This is a genomic window from Nocardioides ferulae (assembly GCF_003660455.1).
GTDB lineage: Bacteria > Actinomycetota > Actinomycetes > Propionibacteriales > Nocardioidaceae > Nocardioides > Nocardioides ferulae.
In genome coordinates this window covers 170,233-182,868 of record NZ_QZVR01000007.1, presented here as the reverse complement: position 1 = coordinate 182,868, position 12,636 = coordinate 170,233, and the positions used below count along the sequence as shown (strand labels likewise).

At 74.5% G+C, this 12,636-nt stretch carries 14 protein-coding genes; 6 read left to right on the top strand and 8 right to left on the bottom strand.

The features are described 5' to 3' along the window. Positions 1–2 precede the first annotated feature (2 nt). The 7 genes from D6B71_RS10970 to idi are packed head-to-tail and all read right to left on the bottom strand — an operon-like array spanning position 3 to position 5,816. Positions 3–893, bottom strand: coding sequence for a prenyltransferase (locus D6B71_RS10970; protein WP_121254912.1), 891 nt, complete (start codon positions 891–893; stop codon positions 3–5). Continuing rightward, positions 890–1,195, bottom strand: coding sequence for a lycopene cyclase domain-containing protein (locus D6B71_RS10965; protein ID WP_121254910.1), 306 nt, complete (start codon positions 1,193–1,195; stop codon positions 890–892). Before D6B71_RS10965 ends, D6B71_RS10970 begins: the two co-directional genes overlap by 4 nt. Further along, positions 1,192–1,545, bottom strand: coding sequence for a lycopene cyclase domain-containing protein (locus tag D6B71_RS10960; RefSeq protein ID WP_121254909.1), 354 nt, complete (start codon positions 1,543–1,545; stop codon positions 1,192–1,194). The genes D6B71_RS10965 and D6B71_RS10960 overlap by 4 nt, the downstream gene beginning before the upstream one ends. Continuing rightward, complete coding sequence (gene crtI / locus D6B71_RS23110; RefSeq protein ID WP_206051681.1) at positions 1,542–3,203, bottom strand: phytoene desaturase family protein; 1,662 nt, start codon at positions 3,201–3,203, stop codon at positions 1,542–1,544. Before crtI ends, D6B71_RS10960 begins: the two co-directional genes overlap by 4 nt. Then, positions 3,200–4,117 (bottom strand): phytoene/squalene synthase family protein, encoded by a 918-nt coding sequence (locus D6B71_RS23105; protein WP_206051680.1) that lies wholly within the window; start codon positions 4,115–4,117, stop codon positions 3,200–3,202. The genes crtI and D6B71_RS23105 overlap by 4 nt, the downstream gene beginning before the upstream one ends. Then, the gene (locus D6B71_RS10950; RefSeq protein ID WP_121254907.1) at positions 4,114–5,193 is read right to left on the bottom strand and encodes a polyprenyl synthetase family protein; all 1,080 of its coding nucleotides are present in this window, start codon (positions 5,191–5,193) and stop codon (positions 4,114–4,116) included. The genes D6B71_RS23105 and D6B71_RS10950 overlap by 4 nt, the downstream gene beginning before the upstream one ends. Further along, a complete protein-coding gene (gene idi, locus D6B71_RS10945; RefSeq protein ID WP_121255108.1) occupies positions 5,190–5,816 on the bottom strand; it encodes an isopentenyl-diphosphate Delta-isomerase in 627 nt (208 codons plus the stop codon). The genes D6B71_RS10950 and idi overlap by 4 nt, the downstream gene beginning before the upstream one ends. 83 nt (positions 5,817–5,899) lie before the next feature. On the opposite strand from idi, the gene D6B71_RS10940 reads away from it, so the two are divergent. The 6 genes from D6B71_RS10940 (at position 5,900) to D6B71_RS10915 (ending at position 11,830) form a co-directional block, all read left to right on the top strand. Beyond that, positions 5,900–6,415 carry a MarR family winged helix-turn-helix transcriptional regulator gene (locus tag D6B71_RS10940; RefSeq protein ID WP_121254905.1) on the top strand — a complete coding sequence of 172 codons (516 nt, stop codon included), beginning with the start codon at positions 5,900–5,902 and terminating at the stop codon, positions 6,413–6,415. 156 nt (positions 6,416–6,571) lie between these two features. Beyond that, positions 6,572–7,435, top strand: coding sequence for a hypothetical protein (locus tag D6B71_RS10935; RefSeq protein WP_126688238.1), 864 nt, complete (start codon positions 6,572–6,574; stop codon positions 7,433–7,435). Between the two features lie 20 nt (positions 7,436–7,455). Further along, positions 7,456–8,877 (top strand): amidase, encoded by a 1,422-nt coding sequence (locus D6B71_RS10930; protein WP_121254901.1) that lies wholly within the window; start codon positions 7,456–7,458, stop codon positions 8,875–8,877. 21 nt (positions 8,878–8,898) lie between these two features. Further along, the gene (locus D6B71_RS10925; protein ID WP_206051679.1) at positions 8,899–9,798 is read left to right on the top strand and encodes an ABC transporter ATP-binding protein; all 900 of its coding nucleotides are present in this window, start codon (positions 8,899–8,901) and stop codon (positions 9,796–9,798) included. Beyond that, positions 9,795–10,904 carry an ABC transporter permease gene (locus tag D6B71_RS10920; RefSeq protein ID WP_206051678.1) on the top strand — a complete coding sequence of 370 codons (1,110 nt, stop codon included), beginning with the start codon at positions 9,795–9,797 and terminating at the stop codon, positions 10,902–10,904. Before D6B71_RS10925 ends, D6B71_RS10920 begins: the two co-directional genes overlap by 4 nt. Beyond that, positions 10,901–11,830: an SDR family NAD(P)-dependent oxidoreductase gene (locus D6B71_RS10915; RefSeq protein WP_240641310.1), complete on the top strand. Its 930-nt coding sequence runs from the start codon at positions 10,901–10,903 to the stop codon at positions 11,828–11,830. Before D6B71_RS10920 ends, D6B71_RS10915 begins: the two co-directional genes overlap by 4 nt. On the opposite strand, the gene D6B71_RS10910 is transcribed toward D6B71_RS10915, so the two are convergent. Beyond that, complete coding sequence (locus tag D6B71_RS10910) at positions 11,796–12,584, bottom strand: VOC family protein (RefSeq protein WP_121254900.1); 789 nt, start codon at positions 12,582–12,584, stop codon at positions 11,796–11,798. The two genes, D6B71_RS10915 and D6B71_RS10910, sit on opposite strands and share 35 nt — an antisense overlap. Positions 12,585–12,636: the final 52 nt, after the last annotated feature.

Genomic DNA, 12,636 nt, shown 5'->3' with positions numbered 1-12,636 from the left:
CGTCAGAGGGCCATCCAGAGGAACAACTGGGTGACCAGGAACCCGGTGAGGTAGTTCAGCCACAGGAAGCGCCGCCAGCCGGCGTTCGCCTGCTCGCACTCGGCGTCGGTGAGGTGCAGGAACCGCGCCACGTTGGCGGCGTACGGCAGGGTGAGCAGGGCGGCCAGCGCCGCCGGCCAGCCGAGCGTGGCGAGCAGCCCGCCGGCGGCCAGGTAGGAGACCAGCGCGAACCAGGTGGTGGCGCGGGCCCCCAGCACGGTCGCCACCGAGCCGATGTCGGCGGCCCGGTCGGCCTCGATGTCCTGCACCGCCCCGAACGCGTGCGAGGCCACGCCCCAGGCGAAGAAGCCGCCCAGCGCCGCGAGCGCCGTGGCGTCGAAGGCCCCTTCGGCCAGCGCCAGGCCGAACACGGCCGGGCTGACGAAGTGGGTGCTCGAGGTCAGCGAGTCGAGGAACGGCCGCTCCTTGAACCGCAGCCGGGGCGCGGAGTAGGCGATGACCGCGAACACGCTGACGGCCAGCACCGCGTTCGACACCGCGTCGCCGAGCAGGGCCAGGGCCACCAGGAAGGGAAGGATCGACACCGCGGCCGCGACGATCGTGGTGCGGTGCACCCGACGGTCGAGCACCACCCCCTCGACCCCGCCCTTGCGCGGGTTGCGCAGGTCGGACTCGTAGTCGAAGACGTCGTTCACGCCGTACATCAACAGGTTGTAGGGCACCAGGAAGTAGAAGCAGCCCAGCACCAGCACCAGGTCGAGGCCGCCGCCGGCCAGGAGGTACGCCGCGCCGAACGGGTAGGCCGTGTTCACCCACGACAGCGGCCGCGACGAGGCCAGCACCTGGCCGGCCACCGACCCGCGGACGGACCCGGTCTGGGTCGAGGCGGTCACCGATCCCGCCTCCCGAGCAGCAGCCACAGCGCCGGCAGCAGCGCGACCGACGCCAGCGGCCAGGCGAAGTCCTCCACCGGCGCCAGGCCGAGGTGGACGCCGGAGAGGGCGTCCTCGTCGAAGCGGAACAGGTCGGCGGCGATCATCACGTTGTCGAAGACCGCGGTCAGGACCACCAGCGCGGCGGCGGTCACCAGGGTCGCGCCCCACCAGCGGCGTCCCGGCCGGAGCGCGGACGCGACCGCGGCGAGCACCAGCAGGGCACCCAGCAGGAACAGGCCGGCGAGAGCGGGGTAGGTCATCGGCTCGCCTCCTGCGGCTCGCGGGCCGACGGCGCCGCCCGACGCTCCAACAGCATCGCGACCAGGCCGTGCAGCACCATCGTGAGGTAGCAGAGGAACACGATGAAGAAGAGCTCCTCGATCGGCAGCTCGTGGGCGACCTCGATGCCGGTCATCGCCGGGGACTCGCCGCGGCTGTAGAGGTCGAACGCGATCGCGGCGAGGTCCCACCCCAGGAACCACACGAACCCGGCGGCCAGCACCACCAGCGCGCGGCCCGGCCGACGGAACAGGAACAGCCGCCAGCGGTGGTCGACCAGCCCCATGCACAGCGTCGAGGCGACCACCGAGGAGAGGTAGAGCCAGCTCACCCCGTCCGCCCCGTCCGCCCCGGCCGGGCCGGCTCGGGCAGCGGCCCGGTGGTGCGGTCGCCGCGCAGCCGCTTGAGCACCAGCTCGGCGCTGATCAGGCACATCGGCAGGCCGATGCCCGGGATCGTGCTCGAGCCGGCGTAATAGAGCCCCGCCACCCGTCGCGAGACGTTGCCGGCCCGCAGGAACGCGCTCTGCCGCAGCACGTGGCCGGGGCCGAGCGCCCCGCCGGACCAGGCGTTCAGGTCGGCCGCGAAGTCGCCGGGGCCGACCGTGCGGCGCACCACGACCCGCTCGGCCAGGTCGGGAACGCCTGCCCACTCGGCGACCTGGGCGATCGCGGCGTCGGCGGCCTTCTCGACCATCGGGTCGCCGGCGCCGTCGACGCCGCCGCGGCCGATGGCCACGTCGGCCGGCACCGGCACCAGGACGAAGAGGTTCTCGTCGCCGTCGGGCGCGACCGTGGGGTCGGTCGCCGAGGGGCGGCAGACGTACGCCGACGCCGGCTGCGGCACCCGCGCCGGACGACCGTCGCGGCCGAACACGTCGCCGAAGTTCTGCTCCCAGTCGCGGGTGAAGAACAGCGAGTGGTGGGCCAGCTCGGGGACGCGGCCGCGGACGCCGAGATAGGCCAGCACCGCGCCGGGGCCGGCGTCGCGGCCGTCCCACCAGCGCTGCGGGTAGGTCTGCAGGTCGGAGGGCAGCAGCTGGGTCTCGACGTGGTGCAGGTCGGCGGCGGCGACCACCACGTCGGCCTCGACGACGTGCTGCTGCCCGTCGCGGTCGACGTACCGGACACCGCGGGCCTGTGCGCGAGGGCCGCGCCGTCGGGCGCCGACCAACGGGGCGTGCTCGATCGCGGTCACCGTCGCGCCGGTGCGGACCTTCACGCCCGCACCGATCGCGAGGTCGGTGATCGCCTCCACCAGCCGGCTGAACCCGCCCTGGGGGTAGAGGACGCCGTCGGCGAGGTCCATCCAGCTCATCAGGTGGTACATGCTCGGCGTGCGGTCGGGGGAGGAGCCGAGGAAGACCGCCGGGTAGCCGAGCACCTGGCGCAGTCGAGGGTCGGCGAACCGGGAGGCAACGTGGGACTCCAGCGAGCGGGTGAGCAGGCCGAGCAACCGCGGTGCCCGGGTGAGCACCTCGCGGTGCGCCAGGGCGGTTGGCGACTCGAAGCTGGTGTAGAGGAAGTGCCGCACCGCGAGGTCGTAGGCCTCGCGGGCGCCGTCGAGGTAGCTGTCGAGGCGGGCGCCCGCCCCGGGCTCGAGCGACTCGAACAGGGCGATGTTCGCGGCGCGGTCGGCGCGCACGTCGACCGGGTCCGTCGCCCCGGTGCGGCCGCCCTCGAAGAACACCCGGTAGCCCGGGTCGAGGCGCTCGAGGTCGAGCTGCTCGGCGGCGCTGGTGCCGAGCATCGCGAAGAAGTGGTCGAACACCTCGGGCATGAGGTACCACGAGGGGCCGGTGTCGAAGCGGAAGCCGTCGGCCGCCCAGCTGCCGGCGCGTCCACCGAGCTCGTCGCGCTGCTCGAGCAGGTCGACCGTCCAGCCGTCGCGGGCCAGCAGGGCGGCGGTGGCCAGGCCGGAGATGCCGCCGCCGACCACCGCCGCGCGGCGGCCGGCGCCCTCGCGCCCGGCCCCGTCGTGGCCGGTCACCGGGACGTCCGCAGCAGGGAGCGGGCCAGCACCCGGGCCTTCACGGGGTCGGGCACCCGCACCCGCTGTCCGCGCAGCTGGTCGGCCGGGATCCGGCGCATCCGCCGCGACAGCTCCGCGAACAGACCGTGGGCCAGCCACACCGCGCGCCGGCTGTCGGCCGGCAGCAGGGCCACCGCGACCGCGGACACCGCGAGGTCGGCGTCGATGTCGTCGAGCAGCCGGTCGCGCACGGCGTCGTCGAAGGCGTGCGGGTCGACACCGGGGAAGTAGCGGCGACCCAGCCCGTTGGCGTCGGCGCCCAGGTCGCGCAGGAAGTTGATCTTCTGGAAGGCCGCGCCGAGCCGGCGCGCCCCCGGCGCCAAGGCGTCGTACGCCGCGTCGGCGCCCGGCCGGCCGACCAGGAACGCGCGCAGGCACATCAGCCCGACCACCTCGGCGGAGCCGTGCACGTAGCGGTCGAAGCTGGCCTGGTCGTGCTCGGCGCGGAACAGGTCGGTGCGCATCGACTCGAAGAACGGGGAGAGCAGCTCGGGGCCGATGCCGCAGGCACGGGCGGAGCGCGCGAACGCGTGCACGACCAGGTTGGCGCTGTGGCCGGTGCGCAGCGCGGCGACGGCGTCCGCCTCGAGGGCGTCGAGCAGCCGCGCCTGGGTGGCCCGGCTGCCGTCGGGGCGGGGGGCGTCGACGAGCTCGTCGGCCACCCGCACCAGCGCGTAGATGTTGCGCACGTGGGTGCGCACCGGCTCGCGCAGCAGCCGGCAGGCCATGCCGAACGACGTCGAGTAGTGGCCGATCACCAGGGCGGCGCTGGCCTCGGCGACCCGGTCGTAGAGGAGGTGCGGCGCCTCCGGGGCGGGCGGAGGGGCGGCCGTGGCCAGCCGCGGCTCCCGGTCGGCGTCCAACGCGCTCATGCTGCCCCCTCGTCATCCACTGTCAGCAACTGCCCCAGCCCCGGCACGTCGGCCAGGTCCAGGCCCAGGCCGGCGGCCTGGGCCAGGGCGGCCTGGAGGTACCCCGCGGCGAGCGCCTGCACGAACGCGCGCGATCCCGACGCCTCGAGCGTCTCACGGACCGCGGCCGCCTGCTCCTCGGTGAGGTCGGGATCGCCCAGGTGGGCGGCGATCTCCGGCCAGTGGTCGCTCGTCCGGGCGTGCACCACCAGCGGGGTCTGCTTGCCCTCGCGCAGGTCGCCGCCCGCGCTCTTGCCGGTGCGGGCCGGGTCGCCGAACGTGCCGAGAAGGTCGTCGTAGAGCTGGAAGGCCAGGCCGAGCTGCCGGCCGACCAGGCCCAGGGACGCCACCACGGACTCGTCGGCACCGGCCAGGACCGCGCCGCACTGCATCGGCAGCGCGAAGGAGTAGACGGCGGTCTTGTGCTCCTCCATCGTCAGCGCCTCGGCCAGGGTCGGCACCTCGAGCCCGAGGCCGAAGCGGATGTCGGCGAGCTCGCCGGCGGCGGAGACCTGCACGGCGTGCTCGAAGAGGTCCAGGAGGCGGGCGACCACCTCGGGAGGCGCCCCGCAGGTGGCGACGGCGCGGAGGGCGCCGGCCAGGGCGAGGTCGCCGGTGAGCACCGCGCCGGCCGTGGCGTAGGCCCGGGCCTGCGCGGGCGCGCAGCCGGAGGCCTCGGCGTCGGCGAGGAAGCGTCCGGGCGCGCTGGGGCGGCCCCGGCGCACGTCGTCGCCGTCGAGCACGTCGTCGTGGATGACGAAGGCGGTGTGCAGCAGCTCGACCGCCGCCGCCACCGCGGCCACCTCGGCCGGGGGCCGCTCGCGCTCCAGCTCGCCGCCCATGGCGCGGAACGAGGTCAGCACCAGCTGCGGACGCAGCCGCTTGCCGCCGGAGCTGGCCTCGGACAGGGCCTCGAGCAGCAGCCGGTAGTGCTCACCGCCTGCCCTGGCACCCCGGGCGAGCTGACGATCCAGGGCCGCCTGCACCCAGTCGGCGGTGGCGTGGCGCGGCCGCGGAAGGGTCGCCGGGCCGATCATCGGTCACCGCCTCGGGCGGCCCGGGTGACCCGGGCCGGTGCCCAGCCGTCGGTGGAGGCCTCGACCTCGCCGACCTGCTCCACCAGCCACGGGCTGAGCGCCCAGGGCGCCAGGCCGACCAGGACGCGGAGCTCGTCGAGCTCCACCCAGCGGGTCTCGGCGACCTCGTCGGCGTGCGGCCGGGGCTGCTCGCCGGTGTGCGCGGCGTACACCGGGCAGATCTCGTTCTCGACGATGCCGCCCGGGTCGACGGCGCGGTAGCGGAAACGGGGCAGCAGGCAGGTCACGCCGGTGACGGTGACCCCGAGCTCGTGGGCGGCGTAGCGGTGCAGGGCGGCCACGGTGTCCTCGCCGGGGCGCGGGTGGCCGCAGAAGGAGTTGGTCCACACGCCGGGCCAGGTGCGCTTGGTGACCGCGCGCCGGGTGAGCAGCAGGCGCCCGGCCGGGTCGAAGAGGTAGCACGAGAACGCCAGGTGCAGGGGGGTGTCGGCGGTGTGCACGGTCGCTCGCGGGGCGGTGCCGCTGGGCTGGCCGGCGTCGTCGAGGAGCACCACCAGGTCGTCGGTGGCTGCTGGCACTGCTGCTGGCACGGCGGGGGGCTTCCTGGTCGCGCGGTCGGTCATGGGGGTCATGGCACCTTCATTCGGAGCGGCCACCCGAGTGGGATTGCTAGATAAACTAGTAACTAGGGGACTAGAGTAACCCCATGACTGATGGTCCTGTCCAGAGCAGTTCCCGGATGACCGCGGGTTACACCGTCGCGGAGCGGGAGCTGCTGCGGGCCGTGCGCGACCTGGTACGCGCCGACCGCGACATGCGCCGGCGGCTGGGCGCCTCGATGCACATGAACCTGACCGACCTCCAGGCGTTGCGGCACGTCATCGACGCCCAGGACGCCGAGGGCTTCACGACTCCCCGCCGGCTCGCCGACGCCCTCGGCATCTCCACCGCCTCCACCACCACGCTGATCGACCGCCTGGTCACCTCCGGCCATCTCCAGCGCTCGCCCCACCCCCGCGACCGGCGCTCGGTCGTGGTGACCGCGACCCAGCACGCGCGGGAGGAGGTCCAGGAGCACCTCGGCGACATGCACGAGCGGATGCGCCGCCTCGCGGCCCAGGTGCCGGCCGAGGCCCGGCCGCACCTGGTCACGTTCCTGCGCGCGCTCACCGACGAGATGGAGCGCGGCCTGCTCGACATCGGTGGGCCGCAGGGGACCTGAACCGGCCTGGACCGGCCTGGACCGGCCAGAATCGGCCCGGACCGGGCGAGTCCGGACAATCCCGGACAGCTGGGTGTCGCCGTTCCTGGCCCCAGACGCCGTCGGCCCTGGTGGACTGCTGCCGCGGCCGGAGCCTCCGGCGCGGGAGGGGTGATCATGAGCGGCTCGACGACGCGACGACGACACCGGGGCCTGCTCGGCCTGGTCCTATCGCTGGTAGTGGCGCTGGCCGCGTCGCTGGCCTGGACGGTGCCCACGGCCGCGTCGCCAGGTGCGCCGGCGGCGGACGCCGGGGCGGACCGGGCCGTGAAGAAGCTCAAGATCACCGACGTCGACCTGAGCTGCGAGTGCGGCGGAGCCGGCTACCTCTGGGGCTGGCGGGTGGTCTCGGTCAGCTTCGACGGTGGCCGCGAGGGCTTCACGTACAAACTCCAGGTCAAGGGCGGGCCGACGGTGCCCGCCGGTTGGTCCGGCTACGCCTCCGTGTCCCAGGACCAGGCGGGCTTCGAGCACGGCAAGACCTACCGGTTCCGGATCCAGGAGCTCAAGCGCGGCAAGATCACCCGCGCCACCGACTGGCGCCGGTTCCGGATCCCCAAGCCGGTCTCTCACCCGACCTTCGGGGGGCTGGAGACAGTCACCCTCGGCGACCAGGAGGTCCTGGTCGCCGGACGCACCCACCGGATCACCTTCGAGGGGGAGTGGGCCGAGGGCACGCGCTTCGCCAGCGGGGTCGACTGGTTCCGCGGGACCGAAGACGGCGACGATCGCTTCGGCTACTACGAGCAGGACGACTACCCGCTGCCGTTCCGCATCGGGACCGACGCCCCGATCCTGGAGTTCACCCCGGGCGAGGAGTACGTCGGCACCACCTGGAGCATCGAGGTCGTCGGCTATCGGCCCGCGCCGAAGGCCGACCGCGCGGAGGGGATCAAGAAGGGCGACCCGGTCCCCGGCTCGGAGTGGGGATGGTCCTTCTCGGTGCCGGTCGTCTCGGCGGACGAGGTCCCCGCCGACTGACCCACTACTAGGGTGCGGCCATGACCGACCTGAGCCGTGCCACCGCCGCCGAGACCGCCCAGCTGACGACGTCGGGCTCGGTGACCGCACGCGCCGTCACCGAGGCCGCGCTCGCGCGGATCGGCGCACTCGACGGGCCGCTGCACGCGATGTCGACGGTGCTCGCCGAGGCGGCGCTCGCCGAGGCCGACGAGCGGGACCGGGCGCGGGCAGCCGGCGAGCCGGCCGGCCCGCTGCACGGCGTACCGGTCGTGATCAAGGAGGAGAACGACGTGGCCGGCGCGGTCACCACCTTCGGCGGCCGCGGCAACAGCACCCCCGCGGCGACCGACGGCACGGTGGTGCGGCGGCTGCGGGCAGCCGGCGCGGTGGTGGTCGGCAAGACGCTGATGCCCGAGTTCGGGGCCTGGCCGTTCACCGAGTCGGTCGCCCACGGGCTCACCCGCAACCCCTGGGACCCCGCCCGGAGCCCCGGTGGCTCCAGCGGCGGCACCGCCGTCGCGGTGGCCGCCGGCATGGTGCCGGTCGGCATCGGCGGCGACGGGGGCGGCTCGATCCGGATCCCCAGCGCGAGCTGCGGGTTGTTCGGGCTCAAGCCCCAGCGCGGCCGGGTCACCTCCGCGCCGGCCGCCCACCTGTGGTGGGCGCTCGGCACGGTCGGGCCGCTGAGCCGCACCGTGCTCGACAGCGCCCTGGTGTACGACGCGATCCGCGGCGGCGAGCCGGGCGACCGGTTCTCGGCGGGCGAGGCGGGCTCCTTCGTCGAGGCGGCCGGCCGCGAGCCGGGTCGGCTCCGGATCGGCTGGTCGGCCCAGCCGGTGACCAAGGGCGTGCGTCCCGACCCCGCGCACGTCCGCGCGCTCGAGCAGACCGCGCGGCTGCTGAGCGACCTCGGCCACGACGTGCGGGAGGTCGACCCGCGCTACCCCGATCCGACGGCGGCGTTCGTGCCGCAGTTCTTCGGCGGCCTGCGCGCCGAGGCCGAGCTGGTCGAGCACCCCGAGCTGCTGGAGCGACGCACCCGGGAGACCCTCCGGCTGGGCCGCTGGGTGACCCCGCGCGTGGTCGAGGCGGCCCTGCGGCGCACCGAGAAGGTCTCCGCGGCGGCCAACCGGGTCTTCGAGGGCGTCGGCGGCCAGGGCGCGGTCGACGTGCTGATGACGCCGACGACCGCCCACCGCCCCCGGCCGGTCGGCGTCCTCGACGGCGTCGGCACCGTTCGCGCGGCCCTGCGCTCGATGCCCTCGATCGCCTACTGCGCGCTGTGGAACGTCGCCGGCAACCCGGCCGCCTCGGTGCCGTGTGGGCTGGCCGAGGACGGCCTGCCGGTCGCGGTGCAGCTGGTCGGCCGCACCGACGACGAGCCGACCCTGCTCTCGCTGGCCGCCCAGCTCGAACGGGCCCGGCCCCTCCCGGTGTGGGGTGCCGACGCGCACCGGTGAGGCACCACTAGGGTCAGGATCGTGGCAGCCATCGAGGTCCGAGACCTGGTGATGACCTACGGCGACCTGCGCGCCGTCGACGAGGTCAGTCTCGACGTCGGCGAGGGGGAGTTCGTCGGTGTCGTGGGTCCGAACGGGGCCGGCAAGACCACGCTCCTGGAGATGATCGAGGGGCTGCGCAAACCGGACAGCGGCTCGGCGCGGGTGCTCGGCGAGCCGGTCTGGCCGCGCAACCCGCGGCTGCTGCCCCGCATCGGCGTGCAACTGCAGGCGTCGTCGTTCTTCGAGCGGCTTACCGCCCGCGAGCAGATCCGCACCTTCGCCGCGCTCTACGGCGTCCCCGCCGGGCACGCCGACGAGTGGCTCTCCCGGGTCGGCCTGGACGAGAAGGCCGACGCCCGGGTCGAGGACCTCTCCGGTGGGCAGGCCCAGCGGCTCTCCATCGCCTGCGCGCTCGTGCACGACCCCGAGGTGCTCTTCCTCGACGAGCCCACCGCCGCGCTGGACCCGCAGGCGCGCCGCAACCTGTGGGACCTGCTGTCCGGCCTCAACGAGTCCGGCCGCACCGTGGTGCTCACCACCCACTACATGGACGAGGCCGAGGCGCTCTGCGACCGGGTGGCGATCATGGACGCCGGCCGGATCCTGCAGTTCGACACGCCCACCGCGCTGGTGCGCGGGCTGGACGCACCGGTGCGCATCGTGGTGGCCCCCGGCCAGCTCGGCCGGGACGAGGTCGCGAGGCTGCCGCACGTGCTCGACGCCGAGGAGAGCGAGGACGGCACCGTGCTGACCACCCGCGAGCCGGGGGCCGTGATCGGCCACCTGGCCGAGCACGACCTCCTCGACGGCGTACAGCTGCGCACCGGCACCCTCGAGGACGTCTTCCTCGCCGTCACCGGCCGGGACTACCGCGCATGAGCGCCAGCACGAGCGAGCGCCTCGGCGCCCGCACCACCGCGTTCGTGGCGCTGTCCCGGGCGATCCTCAACGGGTTCCTGCGCGACCGCTCCTCGGTGTTCTTCTCGGTGATCTTCCCGCTGATGTTCCTGGTCCTGTTCGGCGGCGTCTTCTCCAACCAGGGGCAGTCGCGCGTGGACATGATCCAGGTGGGCGACGTGGCGCTGCTCGAGACCATGGACGCCGAGACCCGCGAGGACTTCGAGGCCACCTTCGAGGTGACGGAGTCCGACGATCTCGACGCCGCCCTCGAGGAGGTCCGCGCCGGCGATGCCGACGTCGCGATCGTGATGGACGACGGCGTGCTGGTCGCCCACTACACGCTCACCGACCAGACCAAGGCGGCCACCACCGCCGGAGCCCTGCGCGCCTTCGTCGATGGCGCCAACGTCGGGGCCCTCGCCGAGGAGAGCGGGGCCGACCCGCCCTTCGCCGTGCGCTTCTCCTCCGTCGAGGACGAGTCGCTCGAGGTCATCCAGTTCGTCACCCCCGGCCTGCTCGGCTGGGCGGTCGCGATGTCCGCGGCGTTCGGGGCCGCCGCGACGCTGCAGGGCTGGCGGCAGTCGAAGCTGCTGCGCCGGCTCCAGCTGGCGCCGGTCTCGACCCGCACGGTGGTCGCGGCCCGGATCGTGGTCACCGTCGGCATCGCGCTGGTGCAGATGGCGATCTTCGTCGGACTCGGGGTGGTGGCCTTCGGGTTGGAGCTGTCCGGGGCGTGGTGGATGGCCGTGCCGCTGCTGGTCGTCGGCACCCTGTGCTTCATGTCGCTGGGCCTGCTCGCCGGCGCGGTCACCAAGACCCAGGAGGGAGCGGTGAACGCCGCGAACTTCCTGGTGCTGCCGATGGCGTTCCTCTCCGGCTCCTTCTTCCCGCTCGACGGTGCGCCGGGCTGGCTGCAGGCGATCTCGCTGGCGATGCCGCTGCGGCACCTCAACGACGGGATGATCGACGTGATGGTGCGTGGCGAGGGACCCGCCTCCGCCCTGCTGCCGATGGGCATCCTGGCCCTGTTCGCGGTCGTGGTCACCCTGATCTCGGCCAGGCTGTTCCGCTGGGACAGCACGTGAGCCCGCTGCCCCGGTCGCTCGGGCTGCTCCTCCAGTCGCCGACCGCCCCGGCGCGACGCCTCGCCCGGACGCTGACCGGAGCCCCCAGCCCGCTGGCCGGCCGCACGGTCCTGGTCACCGGCGCCTCCTCCGGCATCGGCGAGGCGACCGCCCGCGCGGCGGCGGCCCGCGGCGCCCGGGTGCTGCTGGTCGCCCGGCGCGCGGAGGAGCTGGAGCGGCTCCGCGGTGAGATCGAGGAGGCCGGCGGCAGCGCCGCGGCGTACCCCTGCGACCTCACCGACGGGGAGAGTGTCGACGCCCTCGTCGCCTCGGTGCTGGCCGAGCACGGTGCCGTCGACCACCTGGTGAACAACGCCGGGCGCTCGATCCGCCGCTCCCTGCACCTGTCCTACGACCGGTTCCACGACGTCGAGCGCACGATCGCGGTCAACTACCTCGGGCCGGTGCGGCTGACGATGGGGCTGCTGCCGGCGATGCGCGAGCAGGGCTCGGGCCACGTCGTGAACGTCGTGACCTGGGGCGTGCAGATGAAGGCACCCAAGTTCGGTGCCTACATCGCCTCCAAGACCGCCCTCGACACCTGGTCGCGGATCGCGGGCCGGGAGACCTGGGGCGACGGCGTCACGTTCACGAACATGCGGTTCGCCCTGGTGCGCACCCCGATGGTCGCGCCCACCGAGGCCTACGCCGACCAGCGGGCGCTCACCCCGGAGCAGGCGGCGGCCAAGGTCGTGCGGGCGATGGAGGACCGGCCGCTGACCGTCGACACCCTGCCCGGCCGGGTCGGCGAGGTGCTGAACCTGGTCGCGCCGCGGCTCTCGGACTACCTCTTCCACCTCCTCGACCGCGCCCAGCCGGACTCGGCTGCGGCGCGGTCGGGGGCGGCGTCGCTCAGGAGCGGTTCGGACCCAGCACCCGGAAGCTGAGCCCGGCGGGGTCGGCGATCTCCGCGATCCGGCCGTACGGCGTGTCCGCCGGCTCGGCGGTGACGCTGCCGCCCAGCGCCCGGGCCCGCTCGGCGGTCGCGTCGGTGTCGGCCACCGCGAGGTAGACCACCCAGTGGGAGGGGCGCCCGCCCAGGCTGGCCGCGGCGTCCTCGATGCCGCACAGCGCCGCCTCGTCCGGGCCGTTCGTGGTGAACCGGAAGTCGGGGCCGTCGCTGTGGGTGCGCGCGTCCCAGCCGAGCGCGTCGCGGTAGAACGCCACGGCGGCGTCGTAGCCGTCGGTGTGCAGCTCGAACCAGGCCGGCGCGCCGGGCTCGCGCAGCGCCACGAAGCCCGGGTGGTCGGCGGGCTGCCAGAGCCCGACCGCTGCGCCGGCCGGGTCGGAGATCCACGCCATGGTGCCGGCGTCGCCGACCGGCATCGGCTCCACGTCGACCTTGCCACCGTGGGCGGCCACCGCGGCGACCGTGGCGGCGGCGTCCGGCGTGTGGAGGTAGGTGCCCCAGGCGCTGGGGCCGCCCATCGTGCCGTCGTTGGGCATGCAGCCGGCGACCGGGGCGCCGTCGCGCGCGAACATGAAGTAGCCGCCGAACTGGGGGTCGGCCTCCCACGCCTCCCAGCCGAACAGCTCGGCGTAGAACCGGCGGGCGCCGTCGGTGTCGTGGGTGAACAGCTCGATCCAGCAGGGCGCGCCGGGGGTGCCTGCGGGGGTGCCTGCGGGGGTGGTGGAGGTCATGGTGGCTCCTCGGGCCTGGAGGTCTGGGCGGTCACCTGGACCGACCGGGCCG

What these genes read in the sequence shown, in the direction of transcription:
- D6B71_RS10965 (WP_121254910.1), bottom strand. Translation starts at nt 1,195, where the DNA reads ATGACCTACCCCGCTCTCGCCGGCCTGTTCCTGCTGGGTGCCCTGCTG.
- D6B71_RS23105 (WP_206051680.1), bottom strand. Translation starts at nt 4,117, where the DNA reads ATGAGCGCGTTGGACGCCGACCGGGAGCCGCGGCTGGCCACGGCCGCC.
- D6B71_RS10950 (WP_121254907.1), bottom strand. Translation starts at nt 5,193, where the DNA reads ATGATCGGCCCGGCGACCCTTCCGCGGCCGCGCCACGCCACCGCCGAC.
- idi (WP_121255108.1), bottom strand. Translation starts at nt 5,816, where the DNA reads ATGACCGACCGCGCGACCAGGAAGCCCCCCGCCGTGCCAGCAGCAGTG.
- D6B71_RS10940 (WP_121254905.1), top strand. Translation starts at nt 5,900, where the DNA reads ATGACTGATGGTCCTGTCCAGAGCAGTTCCCGGATGACCGCGGGTTAC.
- D6B71_RS10935 (WP_126688238.1), top strand. Translation starts at nt 6,572, where the DNA reads ATGAGCGGCTCGACGACGCGACGACGACACCGGGGCCTGCTCGGCCTG.
- D6B71_RS10930 (WP_121254901.1), top strand. Translation starts at nt 7,456, where the DNA reads ATGACCGACCTGAGCCGTGCCACCGCCGCCGAGACCGCCCAGCTGACG.
- D6B71_RS10920 (WP_206051678.1), top strand. Translation starts at nt 9,795, where the DNA reads ATGAGCGCCAGCACGAGCGAGCGCCTCGGCGCCCGCACCACCGCGTTC.
- D6B71_RS10910 (WP_121254900.1), bottom strand. Translation starts at nt 12,584, where the DNA reads ATGACCTCCACCACCCCCGCAGGCACCCCCGCAGGCACCCCCGGCGCG.